Source organism: Actinosynnema sp. NPDC002837, assembly GCF_040295345.1.
Lineage (GTDB): Bacteria > Actinomycetota > Actinomycetes > Mycobacteriales > Pseudonocardiaceae > Actinosynnema.
In genome coordinates this window covers 1-16,720 of the sequence record NZ_JBEOVG010000088.1, presented here as the reverse complement: position 1 = coordinate 16,720, position 16,720 = coordinate 1, and the positions used below count along the sequence as shown (strand labels likewise).

General features: G+C 72.9%; 16 protein-coding genes and 1 pseudogene. 6 read left to right on the top strand and 11 right to left on the bottom strand.

Translation table 11 applies throughout. The features are described 5' to 3' along the window. Window positions 1–55: 55 nt before the first annotated feature. The 7 genes from ABTZ99_RS36705 to ABTZ99_RS36675 all read right to left on the bottom strand — a co-directional run bounded on the left by ABTZ99_RS36705 (window position 56) and on the right by ABTZ99_RS36675 (window position 7,592). Window positions 56–820 (bottom strand): SDR family NAD(P)-dependent oxidoreductase, encoded by a 765-nt coding sequence (locus ABTZ99_RS36705; protein WP_499617810.1) that lies wholly within the window; start codon window positions 818–820, stop codon window positions 56–58. Continuing rightward, window positions 821–2,173: a mannitol dehydrogenase family protein gene (locus ABTZ99_RS36700; protein ID WP_499617809.1), complete on the bottom strand. Its 1,353-nt coding sequence runs from the start codon at window positions 2,171–2,173 to the stop codon at window positions 821–823. Beyond that, window positions 2,170–3,528, bottom strand: coding sequence for an MFS transporter (locus tag ABTZ99_RS36695; RefSeq protein WP_499617808.1), 1,359 nt, complete (start codon window positions 3,526–3,528; stop codon window positions 2,170–2,172). The genes ABTZ99_RS36700 and ABTZ99_RS36695 overlap by 4 nt, the downstream gene beginning before the upstream one ends. After that, on the bottom strand, window positions 3,525–4,544 hold the full coding sequence (locus ABTZ99_RS36690; protein ID WP_499617807.1) for an Ldh family oxidoreductase: 1,020 nt from the start codon (window positions 4,542–4,544) through the stop codon (window positions 3,525–3,527). The genes ABTZ99_RS36695 and ABTZ99_RS36690 overlap by 4 nt, the downstream gene beginning before the upstream one ends. Window positions 4,545–4,637: 93 nt before the next feature. Then, window positions 4,638–5,384 carry an IclR family transcriptional regulator gene (locus tag ABTZ99_RS36685; protein WP_498785016.1) on the bottom strand — a complete coding sequence of 249 codons (747 nt, stop codon included), beginning with the start codon at window positions 5,382–5,384 and terminating at the stop codon, window positions 4,638–4,640. Window positions 5,385–5,431: 47 nt separating this feature from the next. Beyond that, window positions 5,432–6,313, bottom strand: a complete 882-nt coding sequence (locus ABTZ99_RS36680; protein WP_499617806.1) for a GntR family transcriptional regulator — start codon at window positions 6,311–6,313, stop codon at window positions 5,432–5,434. A gap of 19 nt (window positions 6,314–6,332) precedes the next feature. Beyond that, window positions 6,333–7,592 (bottom strand): carotenoid oxygenase family protein, encoded by a 1,260-nt coding sequence (locus tag ABTZ99_RS36675; protein WP_499617805.1) that lies wholly within the window; start codon window positions 7,590–7,592, stop codon window positions 6,333–6,335. A gap of 221 nt (window positions 7,593–7,813) precedes the next feature. Here ABTZ99_RS36675 and ABTZ99_RS36670 point away from each other — a divergent pair, with 221 nt between their 5' ends. Then, window positions 7,814–8,326, top strand: coding sequence for an RICIN domain-containing protein (locus ABTZ99_RS36670; protein WP_499617804.1), 513 nt, complete (start codon window positions 7,814–7,816; stop codon window positions 8,324–8,326). A 327-nt stretch (window positions 8,327–8,653) separates the two neighbouring features. Then, a complete protein-coding gene (locus ABTZ99_RS36665; protein ID WP_499617803.1) occupies window positions 8,654–8,863 on the top strand; it encodes a hypothetical protein in 210 nt (69 codons plus the stop codon). Here ABTZ99_RS36665 and ABTZ99_RS36660 read toward each other — a convergent pair. Then, window positions 8,860–9,447: an LURP-one-related family protein gene (locus ABTZ99_RS36660; RefSeq protein WP_498785026.1), complete on the bottom strand. Its 588-nt coding sequence runs from the start codon at window positions 9,445–9,447 to the stop codon at window positions 8,860–8,862. The two genes, ABTZ99_RS36665 and ABTZ99_RS36660, sit on opposite strands and share 4 nt — an antisense overlap. A gap of 111 nt (window positions 9,448–9,558) precedes the next feature. Continuing rightward, the gene (locus ABTZ99_RS36655) at window positions 9,559–10,452 is read right to left on the bottom strand and encodes a trypsin-like serine peptidase (RefSeq protein ID WP_498785028.1); all 894 of its coding nucleotides are present in this window, start codon (window positions 10,450–10,452) and stop codon (window positions 9,559–9,561) included. Window positions 10,453–10,650: 198 nt separating this feature from the next. Between ABTZ99_RS36655 and ABTZ99_RS36650 the strand changes: the two genes are divergently transcribed. From ABTZ99_RS36650 to ABTZ99_RS36640, 3 genes are all read left to right on the top strand, one after another. Further along, window positions 10,651–11,097, top strand: a complete 447-nt coding sequence (locus ABTZ99_RS36650) for a DUF5946 family protein (RefSeq protein ID WP_498785030.1) — start codon at window positions 10,651–10,653, stop codon at window positions 11,095–11,097. A 79-nt stretch (window positions 11,098–11,176) separates the two neighbouring features. Beyond that, window positions 11,177–12,313, top strand: a complete 1,137-nt coding sequence (locus ABTZ99_RS36645) for a serine/threonine-protein kinase (protein ID WP_499617802.1) — start codon at window positions 11,177–11,179, stop codon at window positions 12,311–12,313. A 101-nt stretch (window positions 12,314–12,414) separates the two neighbouring features. Further along, window positions 12,415–14,166 (top strand): serine/threonine-protein kinase, encoded by a 1,752-nt coding sequence (locus ABTZ99_RS36640; RefSeq protein WP_499617801.1) that lies wholly within the window; start codon window positions 12,415–12,417, stop codon window positions 14,164–14,166. Here the strand turns inward: ABTZ99_RS36640 and ABTZ99_RS36635 are convergent. Beyond that, a complete protein-coding gene (locus ABTZ99_RS36635; protein ID WP_499617823.1) occupies window positions 14,150–15,448 on the bottom strand; it encodes an RNA polymerase sigma factor in 1,299 nt (432 codons plus the stop codon). The genes ABTZ99_RS36640 and ABTZ99_RS36635 overlap by 17 nt on opposite strands. After that, on the bottom strand, window positions 15,445–15,864 hold the full coding sequence (locus tag ABTZ99_RS36630) for a YciI family protein (RefSeq protein WP_498785036.1): 420 nt from the start codon (window positions 15,862–15,864) through the stop codon (window positions 15,445–15,447). The genes ABTZ99_RS36635 and ABTZ99_RS36630 overlap by 4 nt, the downstream gene beginning before the upstream one ends. Before the next feature lie 243 nt (window positions 15,865–16,107). Here ABTZ99_RS36630 and ABTZ99_RS36625 point away from each other — a divergent pair. Further along, window positions 16,108–16,682 (top strand): annotated as a pseudogene (locus ABTZ99_RS36625) (helix-turn-helix domain-containing protein). Window positions 16,683–16,720 lie beyond the last annotated feature (38 nt).

Sequence of the window (16,720 nt, the reverse complement as noted above, 5' to 3'; positions counted from 1 at the left end):
CGGCCGGGTGGTGGCGTTGGCCGTGCGAGGTGGTGTGGTTGCGGTCGGGAGGGTCCTAGTACACGACGTGCTTGCCGCCGTCCACGATGATCGCCTCGCCGGTCACCAGGTCCATCGCCAGCAGCCCCAGCACGGCCTGCGCCACGTGCCCGGGATCGGCGGTGCGGCTCAGCGGCACGGTTCGCCGTTCGGCCGCCGCCCGTTCGGCGAACCCCGCCTCGCCGTGCAGCGACGTCTGCCACCGGGTCGTCACGGTGCCCGGCGCGACGGCGTTGACCCGCACGTCCGGCGCGAGGGCCACGGCGAGGTTGCGGGTCAGTTGCAGCAGCCCCGCCTTGCTCACGCCGTAGGCGAGGGACGACCCGCCGGCCCGGTAGCCGGAGATGGACGCGACGTTGACCACCGCGCCGCGGGCCACCCGCAGGTCCTCGGCGAACGCACGCGTGACGCGGAGCGTGCCGACCACGTTGACGTCGAGCACGTGGTGGAACACCTCGTCGGTCAGGGCGTCGAGGTCCGCGTGCGGCACGGCCTTCGTCGTGCCCGCGTTGTTGACCAGCACGTCGACCCGGTCGAACCGGGCGCGCACCCGTTCGGCGGTCGAGCGCACCTGGCCGTCGTCGGCCACGTCGACTCGCTCGGCCACGGCCTCGCACCCGGCGGCGGTCAGCTCGGCCACGGCGGACTCGGCGTCGGCGGAGGACCGCGAGTAAGTCACCACGACCGCCCGGCAGCCCGCACGGGCCAGCGCCAGGGCCGTGGCGCGGCCGATCCCGGTGCCGCCGCCGGTCACCACGGCGACGGTGTCGTGCAGGTCCATTCAGATCCTCCCGATCCCGCGCAGGGTGGCCACCACCCCGTCCTGGTCGATCCGGCGCACCGCGTCCGCCAGCAGCGCGCGGAACACGCGCGACTCGCGCAGCGGCAGCGGCAAGGTGAGCACCGGGAAGTCCTGCTGGTGCAGGAAACCGGCGACGGCCAGGCAGATCAGGCGCGGCTCGATGCCCAGCACCAGCAGGTCGACCGCCGGGTCGAGCAGGCGTTGGGGCAGCTTGCGCAGCGCGTCGCCGGCGATCTGGTCCAGCCGGTGGGTGATCCGCGGGTTGGCCAGCCGGGTCAGCAGCGCCTCGACCTCCCGCTCGCCCGGGCACCGGCCGAACCGGCGCAACGACGGTCCCGTCTCGGTGCGCAGCAGGCGTTCGGCGAAGTGCGCGAGCTCGGGGCGGCCCAACGCGTCGGCGGTGCTCGTGCAGCCGGCCAGCAGGCCGAGGTGGGCGAGCGCCGAGTGCGTGCCGTTGACCAGCCGCAGCTTCGCGGCCTGGTGCGGCGCGATGTCGGCCACCAGCTCCGCGCCGACCTCGTCCCAGGCGGGACGCCCGGCGGCGAAGTCGTCCTCCACCACCCACCGGCGGTGCGGTTCGCCGACCACCGCGGCCCGGTCCTCCAAGCCGAGGACCTCGGACACGCGGGCGAAGTCGGCGTCCGTGGTGGCGGGCACGATCTGGTCCACCACGCTGGACGGGAACCGCACGTGCCCGTCGACCCACTCGGCGAGGTCGCCCTCCCCGCGCCGGGCGCAGAACTCCCGCACCAGGCGCGCGACCAGGCGGCCGTTGTCGGGCAGGTTGTCGCACGAGAGGACGGTGAGCCCGGGGTGCCCGCGAGCACGGCGACGGCGCAGGCCGGCGACCACCTGCCCCACGGGGGTGCGCGGCGGCCCGCCCGCGAGGTCGGCCGCCACGTCCGGGTCGTCCGTGCGCAGCCGCCCGGTGACCGGGTCGTGCCGGTAGCCGGCCTCGGTGACGGTCAGCGTCACCACGCGGGTGTCCGGTTCGGACAGCACGGCCGTCAGCCGATCCGGCTGCTCCACGGCCAGCAGCGCCTCGCGCACGCTCCCGACCACGCGCAGCCGGTCGTCCTCGGGGCCGCGCTCGGTGACGGTGAACAGGTGGTCCTGCTCGACCAGCGCGTCGACCAGCCGCCCGTTGCGCTGCGCCACGGCGCAGATGCCCCACGGCCCGGGCTCGACCCGCATCGCCTCCTGCGTCAGCACCGCCTGGTGGGCGCGGTGGAACGCGCCCAGTCCGATGTGGACGATGCCGACCGGCGCGCTCGGCAGGTCGGCCGCCAGCCACCCGGGCAGCCGGGCCGTCGACAGGCGGGGATGGGTCACCTCGGCGCCACCCCGGCGGTGTCGACGGCGGCGATGTCGACGTCCTTGCCCTCCGCCGAGAACAGGAACGCCACGAACGACACCACGGCGGTGCCGATCATCCACAGCGCGACCGGCCACCCCTGCCCGTCCGCCCGCGCGACCAGGGCGGCGGCCACCAGCGGCGAGAACCCGGCCAGCGCCGCGCCGATCTCGCGGGACGCGGCGAACCCGGTGTAGCGGACGCGCGCGCCGAACAGCTCGGCGTAGAACGCGGGCTGCACCGCGATCATCGGCGCCAGGCCGAACGCCGTCGCCACCACCAGCGCCACCCAGATCAGCACCGGTTCGCGCGTGTCGAGCAGCAGGAAGAACGGGAACGCGAACGCCGCCGTGAACACCACGCTGAACAGGTTGAGCGGTCGCCGCCCGATCCGGTCGGACAACGCGCCGTACACCGGTTGCAGCACGATCACGACCACGCCGAACACCACCACGCCGGTGAGCCCGACCCAGCGCGGCAGCGCCAGCGACTTTGTGATGTAGGCGAGGCTGTAGGTGGCGTAGATGTAGACGATCGCGGTGTCGCAGATGTGGGCGCCGATGCCGATCAGGAAGTTGCGCGGGTAGCGGCGCAGCGCGTCGGACACGGGCAGCTTCACCGTGGTCCGCTGCCGGGCCATGCGCTGGAACACCGGCGACTCGTCGACCCGCAGCCGCACGTACAGCGCGACCGCGATCAGCGCGAAGCTGAACCAGAACGGGATGCGCCACGCCCAGTCCAGCACCGTCTGCCGGGGCAGCGTCTCGACCAGCAGGAACACCACCGTGCCCGACAGCAGGCCGAGCTGGACCCCGGTCTGCGCGAACGACGTGAAGAAGCCGCGCCTGCGCGGCGGGGCGTGCTCGGCCAGCAGCGTGGACGCGCCGCCGAACTCCGCGCCCGCGCCGAGGCCCTGGCACATCCGCAGCACGGTCAGCAGGATCGGCGCGGCGATGCCGATGGAGTCGTAGGTCGGCAGCAGGCCGATCAACCCGGTCGACACGCCCATGACCAGCGTCGTGACCACCAGCGTCGACCGGCGGCCGATGCGATCGCCGAGGTGGCCGAACACGAAGCCGCCCAGCGGCCGGACCGCGAAGCCGACGCCGAAGGTCGCGAACCCCACGACCACACCCGTCGCCGGGTCCTCGGTGACGAAGAACAGCTCGTTGAACACCAGCGTCACGGCGAAGCCGTAGATGAAGAAGTCGTACCACTCCAACGCGGTGCCGACCACGGACGCGCCGACGACGCGGCGCAGTCGCCCGCCGCCGGCGGGGTCTTCGCGCACCGCGTCGTGCTCGGCCGCGGTGCGGTCGGCGGCTCCGGTCATGTCGTTCCCTCCTTTGCCGTGAGCAGGCCGTGCAGCTCGCGCCAGGTCTCCTCGGTCATCGGGATGCCGTCGCGCAACCGGGCGCGACGGGTGCGTGCCTCCGGTTCGCCCGGCACCAGCACCTCGCCGCCGCCCTGGGCGGGCGGGGTGCCGACCAGTTCGCGGCAGAACAGCTCCGCCTGCTCGCGAAACCGCTCCACCGGGGTGAGCGAGCCGATGTCGACGGCCACCAGCACTGTGCCGAACCCGCCGCGGTAGCCCGGCAGGCTGCCGATGCCCATGCCGGTGAGCAGGCCGCCCACCACCTCGATCAGCACGCTCAGGCCGTAGCCCTTGTGCCCGCCGAACGGCAGCAGCGCGCCGCCCGCGTAGAAGTCGCCGGGATCGGTGGTCGGTCGGCCGTCCGGGTCGAGCACCAGGCCCTCGGGCACCCGCTCACCGCGGTCGCGGGCCACCGCCAGCTTGCCCTCGGCCACGCCGGACGTGGCCCAGTCGACCACGATCGGCGGGCGGTCCGCCGCACGGGGCGCGGCCCAGGCGAGCGGGTTGGTGCCCAGTCGCCGTTCCCGGCCGCCGTAGGGCGCGACGGTGGCGTCGGCGTTGCCGAACGCGAGCGCGACCAGGTCGTGCTCGGCCAGGAAGCCGACGTACTCGCCCAGCCTGCCGACGTGGTTGCAGTCCTGGATCACCGCGACGCCGCTGCCGTGCGTGCGGGTCAGGGCGCGCAGCTCGCGGGCCGCGACACCGGCCGCGACCCGGCCGAGCGCGCCGTTGCCGCGGACCACGACCGTGCCCGGACGCGGGTGGTCGACGCCGGGGCGGGCGCGCGGGTCGATCCGGCCGTCGCGGATGCGGGCCACGTAGTCGACGAGCCTGCGCACGCCGTGCGAGTCGTGGCCGGTCAGGTTCGACTCCACCAGCGAGCCCGCGACCGCCTTGGCGTCGACGAGGTTCGTGCCGGCGTCGAGCAGGATCCGGACCGCGAGCTTGGTGAGCTCGCTCGACGTGACCTTCATGCGTTCCGCCTGACGGAATGCGGTTCCATCGACATGGCTCCACCATGACATGGCTCGCCCCGCCTTGTGAAGGCGGTCACAGGGTGATTCGGTTCAGTCGGCGCCCAACGCGCGCGAGACCTCGGCGGCGGCGCGCACGACCAGCTGCGGCAGGTCCCGGGGCGCCTCGGCGAGGTCGACCAGCGACGCCGCCGACAGCCCGCCGACCACCTCACCGGTGTGGTTGACCACGGCCGCGCCGACCGCGCGCACGCCCGCCTCGTTCTCCTCGTGGTCCTCGGCGTAACCGCGTGCGCGGACCTCGGCCAGCTCGGCGAGCAGGGCGCGTTCGTCGGTGATGGTGCGCTCGGTGCGTGCGGGCAGGCCGGTGCGGCGGGCCAGGGCCCGGACCTCGTCGTCGGGCAGGGCGGCCAGGATCGCCTTGCCGATGGACGTGCAGTGCAGGCGCAGGCTCATGCCGACGCGGGAGGCCAGGTGGTAGGGCCGGGCTCCCTCCACCTTGGCCACGTACACCGCCTCGTCGCCGGACAGCAGTGCGAAGTGGACCGTCCACCCGGTCCGCTCCTGGAGGTCGCGCAGCGTCGGGCGGACGTGCTCGGCGACGTCGAGGCGCTGGAGGAACCGGCCCGCGAGGCTGAGGATGCGCGGGCCGCCGAGGTAGCCGCCCCGACCGTCGGCCCGCGCGAAACCGCGCTGGACGAGGGTCTGCAGGATCCGGTGCACGGTGGGCTTCGGCAGGCCGGAGGCGTCGGCGATGTCGGCGATGCGCGAGTGGTCGGCGAGCGCTTCCAGGACGCTCAGCGTCTTCTCGGCCGCGGACAGCGGTGCGTCGCCACTCATGGCCTCAATGTAGGCCAGGTTCGATCACCACGACCGGCGCGCGCGGATCAGCGGTGGCTCTTGCGCGGCGTGACGACCGTGGTCAGGCCGTCGAGGAGGCGTTCGAGGCCGAAGTCGAACAGGGACTCGAGGTCGACGTCCGCGCCCGGCTCGGTGACCCGCGCGAGGTGCGCGATCAGCGGGCCGTCGACGGCGAGGCGGGCCGTCATCCACTGCTTGCTGGTCATCCCGGTGTCCAGCTCCGCGCCGGCCTCGCTCTCGATGTTCAGCGCCGTGCCGCGCACGTGGTTGACCACGGCGGCGTAGACGTGCAGGCGGGTGCGCTCGTCCAGCCCGAGGCCGTCGAGCGCCCGCAACGTCCACTCCGCGTACGCGAGCAGTCCCGGCAGCGTGGCCGGCCGGACGATCGACACCAGTCGCGGCAGCCAGGGGTGGCGTTGGTAGGCCGCCCACTGGAGCCGGGCGGCGACCCGCAGGTGGGCCCGCCACCCCGGCGGCGGCCGCGGGTACTCGATCTCCGCGAACGCGGCGTCGGCGACGAGCTGGGGGAGGTCGGCGTCGAAGTGCTCGCGCAGGGTCACGGTGGCGACGCCGAGCTTGGCCGCGACCGCCCGGGGGGACAGCGCGGCCAGGCCGTCGGCGTCGGCGATGCCCATGGCCACCCGGACGACGCGGTCGCGGTCCAGACCGCCCGCCGACCGCGACGGCAGCCTGCGCCGGGCCACCACCGCGCCGACGCGGGACGTCGACTCGATGGCGCCCGCCTGCTTGAGCGCGGCCAGCGCCTTGGTCGCGGTGGCCATGGCGACGCCCCACTCGCGCATGATCGCCCTGGTGGTGGGGACCGGGTCGCCGGGCCGCAGCTCGCCGTCCGCGATGCGCCGTTCGACCTCGGCGACGATCCGGAGGTACGGCGGCGGCTCGTTCACGGCGTCATCGTGCCAGGCTTCAGTGCTCGGGCAACCAGTTGCCGTGCAGGCCGAGCGGCACCCTGGCCGGGAGGTGCACGCGGGCCACGGGTTCGCCGGTGAAGTCCTGGGCCGAGAGGATCACGAGGTCGCTCGCGCCGCGATCGGGGTTGTGGACGTAGGTGAGCAGGTAGCCGTCGTCCTCGCCCTGGCCCGTGGCGGCGAACACGGCCTCGCCGACCGCCTCGTGCCGGCCGAACCCGTGCACCTCGGACGTGCCCCGGTGCAGGTCGTGCTTGACCAGGGCGTTGGTGAAGGCGTCGTCGGACGGCGTGCCCTCGGGCGTGAACGGGATGCCGTACAGGGCGGTCGCGGCGCAGTAGCCGTACCGGTGCGGGCGGGTGGCGCGGGCTTCGGCGACCCGCGGGAAGTCCTGCGGCCGGTCGTCGAGGCGGCGCTGGTCGACCCGGTCCGGGGTGATCGTCCAGCGGTCCAGCGCGGGCCGGATCGCGCCGGGGTCGGCCGGGTCGAACGGACCTTCGGCCGTGACGACGTCGACCACGACCGCGTCACCGTCGTCGTAGGCGTTGAGCGTGTGGCTGACGTGCACCGGGTCGATATCGAGCCAGCGCACGTCGCCGCCGGTCCGCGGCATGACGCCGACCCGGGTCGGGTGCTCCGGGAGCCAGCGGCACTCGAACCCGTCGAAGCCGATCGGCGTGTCCCAGAGGACGACGTGGTTCTCGGTGAGCGCGAAGTCGTGCATGAACGGCGTCCGCGTCAGGGGGACGGTGGTGGTCCGCACGACGTGCCCGTCCGCGTTGATGACGATGTGCTGGACGAACTCGTGCCCGGGCATGTACGAGAGCGAGTGCAGTTCGCCGGTGAGCGGGTCGTGCTTCGAGTGCGCGCCCGCGGTGAAGCCCTCGACCGTCGCACCGAGCGCGCACACGCCGACGGTGTTGAGCTCGGCGTCCAGCTCGGCGGGCGGCAGGCCGCCCTCGGCCAGGGCGAACGTCCGCCGGGCGTGCTCGAACACGTGCACCATCGGCGCGAAGCCCGGCGTGCGGACGAAGCGGTTGCGGTACCACTCGGCCCGGCCGTCGCGCAGCCGCACGCCGTGCACCATGCCCTGCCCCATGCCCCACAGGTGCACGGCGGGGTCCTCGACGCCCAACGGGTTGGGCCCGTTGCGCAGGTAACGGCCGTCGAGCTCGGCCGGGATCCGCCCGGTGACGGCGAGGTCGTGCGCGGTGATCTCTTCGGTGACCGGGGCGAAAGGCCCCTCCAGGTACTTCATGTGAAAACCGTATGCGGGAGATCGGCCGGACTTCTCGCGATGACGGCAAATGACCTGCTGTGCACTAGTGCAACCGCACGAACGGGTCGGGGCCCCGTGTGGCCCATCACCTCTGAATACGAAATGTGCGGCGAACTTCGGTATTTCGACTTCGGTCGTCCACTCGTCATTACCGCGAATGGTCGTCCCGGTCCGATTCGGCTTCCTGCTCTACTTGCCGAATGATCACACGAAGATTCTCGATGGTCGCCGTCGCGGTGTTGACCGCGGTCGGATCCGTGCTCTTCCCGACGGTTCCGGCCACGGCCTCGATCTCGGCGTCGGCCGTCACCACCATCGTCAACCGGGCCGGCGGCATGTGCCTCGACGTGCCGGGCGGCTCATTGGACAACAAGAAGCCGGTGCAGACCTACCACTGCAACGGCGGCGCGAACCAGCAGTGGGAGTACCTCCCGAGCACCATGCCCGGTTACGGCCAGTTCAGGAACGTCGCCAGTCAGAAATGCCTCGACGTGCGCGGCGCGAGCACGGACCCGGGCGCGACGATCCAGCAGTACATCTGCATGGACGTGCCGAACCAGAAGTGGAACTTCGACCCGTCGTCCGGTTACCTGAGGGCGTTGCACAGCGGCGGGTGCGCGGCGGCGGAGCATTTGCAGTACAAGGCTCCCGTCAGTCAGCACCCGTGCAATCCGTCGTACTTCGTGTTCACCCTCTGGTACGTCTCGATCTGATCTTCCGACCCCTGGCCCGCCCGATGGCGCGTGACGTCATCGGGCGGGCTCGGCTTGTTCGAACGTGTTCGGCGATCGACCCGATCGGTCCTGCTGCGGGGAGGAGTCGCGTGAAGCGCTTGGTGAGGCCGTTGCTGCGCCGGTTGGGGACGGAACGGGGAGTGCGGCGCCTGGCGTGGGTGCCGGTGGGCTCCAGCTACTACTGACCGATGTCGTTCGGTCCGATCCACCGACTGGGGTGGCGGGGATGCGGGCGCTGCACCGGCGGTGCGTGCGGAAGCCCGTCTTCCGCACGCTCGCCGGCAGGCGGCGGTCTGCGAGCCCGGGTTGGCCAGGCGGGCGCTGGTCGACGCCGACGCGCGACTGGAGCACGTGCCCGCGTTCTGGCGTCCCGGCGGCGTTCCGCTGCCTGCGCCGGTGTGCGCCGCGCTGAACCGGTGGGTGCGCGCGAGCCTGGTGGCCGAGGATCCCAAGTCCATGGCCGCGGTCGCCCTGAGCCCGGGCCCGACCTCCGCCACGAGCGGTGCGCGGGCCTAACGGGACTGGAGGGCGTCCACGGCGACGGCCTGCGCGATGACCGCACGGCGGTCGATGTAGGGGTCGGTGATCCGGATCAGGTAGTGGTCGCGGACCCACGTCTTCTTGTCCACGCTGAACACCGGCTGACCGTCGCGGGCGAAGTCGAAGTGGTAGCGGAACGGGAACGGGATGTTGTTCACCAGCGGCAGGAAGCCCCAGAGGCGGCGCAGGACGGCGAGGCCGTGGTTGCGCTCGCGGCCCGTGGTGGTCGGCGCGTTCGGCTGGTCGAGGTGCCAGGTCGAGTTGATCAGGGACTTGCCGAAGTCCTTGCGGAACAGCGCGATGGACTGCCCGGCGCCGTCGATCACGTCGTAGCCGCTGCCGAGGTCGATCACCTTGCGCGCGCGGAAGCCCGCGAGCACCTGGCTCTTGCTGGAGTCGGTGTAGATGGTCACCTGCTCCTTGAACGCCATCCGCTTCTGCTCGACGAACGCCACCAGCGGACCGGGCTCGCCGCCGTTGTCGGCGAAGACCTCGTAGCGGTTCACCATCAAGGTGACCTTCTGGTGCATGTGCAGCACGTTCGTGGCCTGCGTGAGCATGGGCGTTCCCCCTGGGCTTCGGTGAGCCCGAAGTTTGTCACCCGACCGTGTGAAGATCACCACAGGGGCCGGGTGACGGGCCGGGCGCGCGGCCCGGCCCGCCGTCCGAGGTCAGGCGGCCTGCGCCTGGTTGTAGAGGTTCTGGGCGTCGGCGCCGAAGTACGGGCCGAACATCCAGTTCGGGAACAGGTTGATCTTGTAGCTGTTGACGGAGTTGACCGTGCCGACGCCGGTCGCCTCGGAGAACGCGCGGAACCAGGGGCCGCCGCTGGCGCCACCGGTCATGTTGCACGTCATGCCGATGCCGTCGCTGAGGAAGGCGTTGAACGTCCGACCGCTGCAGTAGACGAGCTTCGTGCCGTCGTACGGCGCGGCGGCGGGGTAGCCGAACGCGTAGGTGTTGTCGGCGCGCGGCAGGTTGAACGCGATGCCCTGCGCGCCCACGACGTCGGTGAGGGACTGGCCGTTCAGCTGCCCGACGACGATGGCGCCGATGTCGTAGTTGATGTCCTCGCTCGCGTGCCACTGGGGGGTGGCGAAGGTGGCACGTGCGTTCCACGTGCCGTACGGGGCGTTCCCGTTGTCGTAGGCCGGGACGAACGCGACGTTGGTGTGGTAGGCGCCGTCGAGCTTCACGCAGTGCCCGGCCGTGACGACCGTGCTCTTGTTGGCGCTGGTGACGGCGTTGCCGCTGCACGAGGCGTTGCGGCCCTGGTAGGTGAAGAACACCCGGCCCGCGGTCCGCACGACCGCGCCGCCGCCGGTCCACGCGCTGCCGCCGTTGGGGAAGGCCAGCGGTGCGATGGTGGTCGGCTCGCCGGCCGGGACGGTGGAGCGCAGCGCGGAGGGGGCCGTGGTGCGGAGGTCGAGCGGAACGGCGGCGCGCATCCGTTCCGGTGTCCAGTAGGAGCCTGGTGCGGGGGCGGACTGCGCCGCCGGGACGGTGATCACCGACAAGGCCAGTGCGCTCGCCAGGGTGACCAGTCGTTTCACAGCACGGTTCATGATCTTCCACCTTTCGTGGGTCGATCAATGGCAGGGACCGTGTGGTGAAAGTTACTCAGCGCAACGCCCGGGCGTCTCCGGCGAACGGGTGAGAACCGGCCGGCTCCGCCCCCCGCCGGCGTCGTGGGACACGCCCGGCGTGGCCCGAGGTGGGCACGGCTTGACCTTCCAGCGGGTGGAGCTCGTACGGTCCCGTCCATGACCCGCTGCTCCGAGTGCGGTGCGCCCGCCCGTCCGCACTCGTGCGAGGAGCTGTTCCACGTCGTGCTGGCGCTCGACCACTCCCGGCGCGCCCCGTGGGGACCGCTGCACGGCGTCACCGTGTCGTGCTTCCTGCTCCAGCACCCCGGCCGCCTGCCGGAGCGGGACCGGGCCCGTCCGTGGGCGACCCTGCACGTCTACCTGGACGGCGGCCTGACCGCGGTCACCCGGTTCGCCGAAGCGATGCGCCGCGCCAACTCCCGGCACGGCAGCGGGCTCGCGGACGTCGTGGCCGGCGTGCCGGTCGCACCGCTCGGCCCGACGCCGAGGGCCTTCGAGGTGACCATCGACGACGTCGCCGTGGACGGCACGTTCCCCGCCACCGGCTTCCCGGACCGGGTCGGCGCCTGGACCGCGGCCACCGTCGCGGCCTGGCGGCGCTGACCCCGAAGGCGTCGCGTTTGTGGTCGGCGGGGAAGGGGCACCTGAGGGTGTCCTGTGTCCCCGCCGGAGGGTGGTAGCGGTGTCGCTTCCTGGCTGTGGCGAGCTCCTGGCCGGTCGGTACGAGTTGGCCGGCACGTTGGGCGTCGGCGGCATGGCCGAGGTGCGCCGCGCGTGGGACGCGGTGCTGCGGCGGGACGTCGCGGTCAAGTTGTTCGACACCACCGCGGACGCGGACGCGGGGCGGCGGTTCGACAACGAGGCCCGGACGCTCGCCGCGTTGTCGCACCCCGGGCTGGTCTCCGTGTACGACGCCGGCCACGCCGACGGCACGGCGTTCGTCGTGCTGCGGCTGATCGAGGGCCGCACCCTGCGTGATCGGATCGCCGACGGACCGCTGTCGGTGACCGAGGTGCGGGAGTTGGGCGCACAGTTGGCCGACGCGTTGGCCTACGTGCACGAGCAGGGCGTGGTGCACCGGGACGTCAAGCCGTCCAACATCCTGCTCGACCACGACGGCACGCCCTACCTGGCCGACTTCGGGCTGGCGCACCTGGCCGACACCACCCGCTTCACCCGAACCGACCAGATGGTCGGCACGGCCGCCTACCTGGCGCCGGAACAGGTGCGCGGCAGCGAGATCGGACCGGCCGCCGACGTGTACTCGTTCGGGTTGGTGCTGCTGGAGTGCCTGACCGGTCGCCGCGAGTACCCGGGCGGTGACGTCGAGTCGGCCGTGGCCCGGCTGCACCGCCCGCCGGCCGTGCCCGACGACCTGCCCGCCGACCTGGTGCGCCTGCTGTCGTTGACCACCGCGCTGTCGACTCGTCGCCGGCCCACCGCCGACGAGTGCGCCCGCGTGCTGCGGGGCCGCCCCGGCGACGACCCGACCGTCGCCACCGCCGCGCCCGGCTCACGTCGGCAGTTGACGGCGCTCGTCGCGTCGGCGGCCGGGCTGGTCGGCGCGCTCGGCATCGCCTGGGCGGTGTCGCCCGGACCTTCACCGGCCACGTCCGCGCCCGTGGAGCCCGCGCCGCAAGCCGTCGTCCAGGACACGACCACGCCGCCGGACCAGCCGGTGACCGGCACGACGACGAGCACGACGACACCGGTAATCGAGGAGCGGCCCGTCGCCGGTCCGAAGGTGGGACCCGCGCCCGGCCAGGCCAAGGACGGGAAGGGGAAGTCGTCCGGCAAGGCAGGGAAGGGCAAACCCTGAGCGGGCGCACCCGCCGCGCCGGATCCGATCACGTGCGTGGAACCCTGTGGCGTTGATCCGCGTCGGTCCTGCAGTGGCGGCGTGGCGGAGCCGGGGGAGTCATGGCGGAGGAGTTCGGGCCCTATCGGGTCGGCGAGCTGTTGGGGCGCGGCGGCATGGGCGAGGTGCACCGGGCCCACGACACGGCGCACGACCGCGTGGTGGCGTTGAAGCGGCTCTCCGCCGAGCACAACGACGACGAGGACTTCCGCGCCCGGTTCCGGCGCGAGTCGCGGATCGCGGCACGGCTGCGTGAACCGCACGTCATCCCGATCCACGCCTACGGCGAGATCGACGGCCGGCTCTACCTGGACATGCGGTTGGTTGAGGGGCGCGACCTGGCGGCGGTCGTCGCGGACGGGCCGCTCGACCCGGCGCGGGCGGTGCGGATCGTCGCCCAGGTCGCCGGCGCGCTCGACGCCGCGCACGCGGACGGCCTGGTGCACCGGGACGTCAAGCCGTCGAACATCCTCGTCACGCCGGACGACTTCGTGTACCTGGTCGACTTCGGCATCGCCCGCAGCGTCCTGCCCGCCGGCACGCACCTGACCGCGTCCGGCGCGGTGATCGGGACCCTGGACTACCTCGCGCCCGAGCGGTTCGGCGACGGGCAGGTGGACGGCCGCGCGGACGTCTACGCCCTGGCCTGCGTGCTGCACGCGTGCGTCACGGGCAACCGGCCGTTCGAGGCGGACAGCGCCGCCGCCCTGCTCTGGGCGCACCTCCAGCAGCCACCGCCCGCCGCCTCCGCCGCCAACCCCGCCGTGCCGCGCGCGTTGGACGGGGTGATCGGGCGCGGCATGGCCAAGGACCCGGCGCAGCGCTTCCAGACCGCCGGCGCCCTGGCCGCCGCGGCGGCCGAAGCCCTCGCCACCCCGCCACCTGTCCCCGCTCGACCTCGACCGTCCACCCCACCTGCCCCCGCCCAAGGCACTCCCGCGCCACCCGCCGCTGCCCCGGGCGCCGCTGCCCCGGGCGTGCGAGCGCCGTTCACCCCCGCCCAAGGCACGCCCGCGCGACTCGCCCCCGGCCCCGCCACGCCTGCGCCGTTCACCCCCACTCACGGCACGCCTTTGCCGCTCGTCCCCAACCCCGTGACGGGTCCGGCCCGGCGGGTGCCCGAGCGCAAGGTGCCGGTCGCGCCGATCGTCGCCGGCGCCGTGGCGTTGGTGCTGGTCGCCGTGGTGCTGGTCTGGTCGTCGGACTGGCTGGGCGACGGCCGGCTCGCGAGTTCCCCCACGACCTCCGTGACGACCTCGGCCTCCACGACGACGTCGACCTCCAAGGCGACCACGTCGACAACGCCCGCGCCGACCACCACCACCGTCGACCAGCAGGCGTCCGTGCTGCTGGAACGGCTGCCCACCGTCTACCGGGGCAACCCGAGCTGCGCGCCCAGCCCGTCGAGCGGGGGAGCGGCCGCGACCGTCACGTGCACCAAGGCGAACTCGGCGCACTTCCGCTTCCCGCCACCGGACCAGGCGGTGTTCCACCTGTTCACCGATCGCGCCGCCCAGGACGCCCACTTCAAAGCCCTCGTGGACGCCAACCGCATCCCGCGCGACGACAGCCAGGGCGGCTGCCGACCCCTGACCCAGCCCGCGCACTACTCCCTGTACTACCGGTCCGAGAGCGGTCCCGTCCCCGGCGAGTACACGACCTGCTTCGTCGCCGACGGCGTCGGCCGGGTGTGGTGGGTCGACACCCGGACCTCCGTCACCGGCGAGCTGCGGTCGTCGACGGCGCTCGACCCCGACTCGCTCGACCAGCTCGGCTACTGGTGGAACACGATGATCCTCACCCAGATGTCCTGAGGTCGCCGAGCTTGCGCTCCAGCACCGCCCGTTCACGCTCGTTGCCGCACAACCGCACGGCCCGCTCCAGCTCGACCCGCGCCTCGTCCGCACGACCCAGCCTGCACAGCAGCTCACCGCGCACGCTGGGCAGCAGGTAGGAGTTCGCCAGCGGGTCGGAGCCCGCCAGCCCGTCCACGATCGGCAGCGCCGCGGCCGGTCCACTGGCCATGGACACCGCCACCGCCCGGTTGAGGTCGACCACCGGTGACGGCGCGAGCCGGCCGAGCGCCTCGTACAGCAGCACGATCCGCTCCCAGTTCGTCGCCTCCACCGAGGGTGCGACGGCGTGGCACTCGGCGATGGCCGCCTGCAAGCCGTAGGCCCCGAGGCCGCGCCCGACCTTCTCGGCACGGGCCAGCGCGGCACGTCCACGCCGGATCGCGGCGTGGTCCCAGCGGCGGCGGTCCTGGTGCTCCAGCAGCACGGGCTCGCCGTCCGACCCCGTGCGGGCGGGGAAGCGCGCCGCGGTCAGCTCGAGCAGCGCCAGCAGGCCGTGCACCTCGGGCTGGTCGGGCACGAGCCTGCTCAGCACGCGGGCGAGCCGCTGCGCCTCGCCCGCGAGGTCGAACCGGATCAGGTCGTCACCGGAGCTGGCCGTGGACCCCTCGGTGAAGATCAGGTAGACCACGTTGAGCACCGAGTTGAGCCGCGCGGTCCGCTCCTCGGCCGTCGGCACCTCGAACGGCACGCCGGCCGCGCCGAGGGTCTTCTTCGCCCTGGTGATCCTGGCCTGGACGGTCGCGGTCGGCACCAGGCACGCCTTGGCGATCTCGTCGCTGGTCAGACCGCCGACCACGCGCAGCGTCAACGCCACCCGCGCCTCCCGCGACAGCACGGGGTGGCAGGAGATGAACATCAGCGCCAGCACGTCGTCGTCGATCTGGTCCGGGTCCCACGGCAGGTCGTCGGCGTCGACGGGGCCGCCACCCGAGGTGGCGCCGCCCTCTCCCAGGTCGTGCGCGAGCGCGGCGTACCTCTCGTCGAGGGCGGAGCGCCGGCGGAACGCGTCGATCGCGCGCCGCCGGCCGACGGTGAGCAACCACCCCGCCGGGTTGGTCGGCACGCCGTCGCGCGGCCAGGTCACGAGCGCCTCCGCCAGCGCCTCCTGCGCCAGGTCCTCGGCCAGCGCGAAATCGCCGGTGTAGCGCGCGAGCGCGCCGACGATCCGCGCCGACTCGATCCGCCAGACGGCGCCGACGGCGCCGCGGCCCGTGGGGTCGCCCGCGGTCGACCCGCTCAGAGCTGACCGGTGGCTTCCCGCCACGCCCGCTCCTTCTGGATCCACTCGTTGTCCTGGGGGAACTCGTCGATCGAGGAGACCCGGCGGATCTCGGTCTTGAAGCCGGGCCCGCTGATCGGGAACCGCTTGGCCCACTCGACGGCTTCCTCCCTCGACGCCACGTTGAGGATGTAGAAGCCGTTGAACAGCTCCTTCGTCTCGCCGTACGGGCCGTCGGTGACCACGGGCGGTTCGGACGAGTAGTCGACCACCACGCCCTCTTCGGCCTCGGCGAGCCCTTCCGCGGCGACCAGCACGCCGGCCCGGATCAGCTCGTCGTTGAACCTGCCCATCGTCTCCAGCATCTCGGTGAAGTCGATGTCGCCCATCTGGGCGTAGGCCTCGTCGGTCGCGCGCATGATCAGCATGTACTTCATGGTTCCGTCTCCCTGGCCGTCGTCCGGGCCCTCTCTCGGACCCTGTCACCCCAAGGTCGAACGGACCGCGCCGCGGATCGACACACCCGCCGAACTTTTTTCCGAGAGAGCGCGGGCAGCCTACTTCGCCGAGCCGGTCCGCGCGGATCCACGGCGCGCCCGCGCCACCAGCCACACCGGACACCGTGGTCAGCCAGTCACCGGAGTGGCAAACGACCTTGCCGTCTTGGCAAGCTGCGGGGCATGGACGACGACCTGGACCGCGTGCTGACCGCCGTGGGACCGCGGCTGCGGGCGCTGCGCCGCGCCCGCGATGTCACCCTGGCCGAGCTGGCCGAGACCACCGGCATCTCGGAGGCACCCTGTCACGGCTGGAGAGCGGCCGACGGCGGCCGAACCTGGAGCTGTTGCTGCCGCTGGCGCGGGCGCACGGCGTGCCGCTCGACGAGCTCGTCGGCGCACCGCCCACCGGCGATCCGCGCATCCACATCCGCACGATCCGGCGGCACGGCATGACGTTCATGGCGCTGAGCCGCCGACCGGGCGGCACGCAGGCGTTCAAGGTGCTCATCCCGGGCGCGCTGCACGACGCCGTGCCCACGCCGCAGACCCACGAGGGGCACGAGTGGCTCTACGTCCTCAACGGACGGCTGCGGCTCGTGCTCGGCGAGCAGGACATCGTGCTCACGCCGGGGGAAGCGGCCGAGTTCGACACCCGGGTACCGCACTGGCTCGGCACCGCCGGCGCCGAGCCCGTCGAACTGCTGATCCTGTTCGGCCCGCAAGGCGAACGCGCCCACGTGAAGACCCGCACCTGAGCAGGCACGCCGGTGTGCCCCTCACCTCGCTGTGAGGG

Excerpts from the sequence above, each read along its gene's own strand:
- ABTZ99_RS36660 (WP_498785026.1), bottom strand. The coding sequence starts at position 9,447 with ATGCTCACGCAGGCCACGAACGTGCTGCACATGCACCAGAAGGTCACC.
- ABTZ99_RS36630 (WP_498785036.1), bottom strand. The coding sequence starts at position 15,864 with ATGAAGTACATGCTGATCATGCGCGCGACCGACGAGGCCTACGCCCAG.
- ABTZ99_RS36705 (WP_499617810.1), bottom strand. The coding sequence starts at position 820 with ATGGACCTGCACGACACCGTCGCCGTGGTGACCGGCGGCGGCACCGGG.
- ABTZ99_RS36655 (WP_498785028.1), bottom strand. The coding sequence starts at position 10,452 with ATGAACCGTGCTGTGAAACGACTGGTCACCCTGGCGAGCGCACTGGCC.
- ABTZ99_RS36640 (WP_499617801.1), top strand. The coding sequence starts at position 12,415 with ATGGCGGAGGAGTTCGGGCCCTATCGGGTCGGCGAGCTGTTGGGGCGC.
- ABTZ99_RS36695 (WP_499617808.1), bottom strand. The coding sequence starts at position 3,528 with ATGACCGGAGCCGCCGACCGCACCGCGGCCGAGCACGACGCGGTGCGC.
- ABTZ99_RS36675 (WP_499617805.1), bottom strand. The coding sequence starts at position 7,592 with ATGAAGTACCTGGAGGGGCCTTTCGCCCCGGTCACCGAAGAGATCACC.
- ABTZ99_RS36650 (WP_498785030.1), top strand. The coding sequence starts at position 10,651 with ATGACCCGCTGCTCCGAGTGCGGTGCGCCCGCCCGTCCGCACTCGTGC.
- ABTZ99_RS36670 (WP_499617804.1), top strand. The coding sequence starts at position 7,814 with ATGATCACACGAAGATTCTCGATGGTCGCCGTCGCGGTGTTGACCGCG.
- ABTZ99_RS36690 (WP_499617807.1), bottom strand. The coding sequence starts at position 4,544 with ATGAAGGTCACGTCGAGCGAGCTCACCAAGCTCGCGGTCCGGATCCTG.
- ABTZ99_RS36685 (WP_498785016.1), bottom strand. The coding sequence starts at position 5,384 with ATGAGTGGCGACGCACCGCTGTCCGCGGCCGAGAAGACGCTGAGCGTC.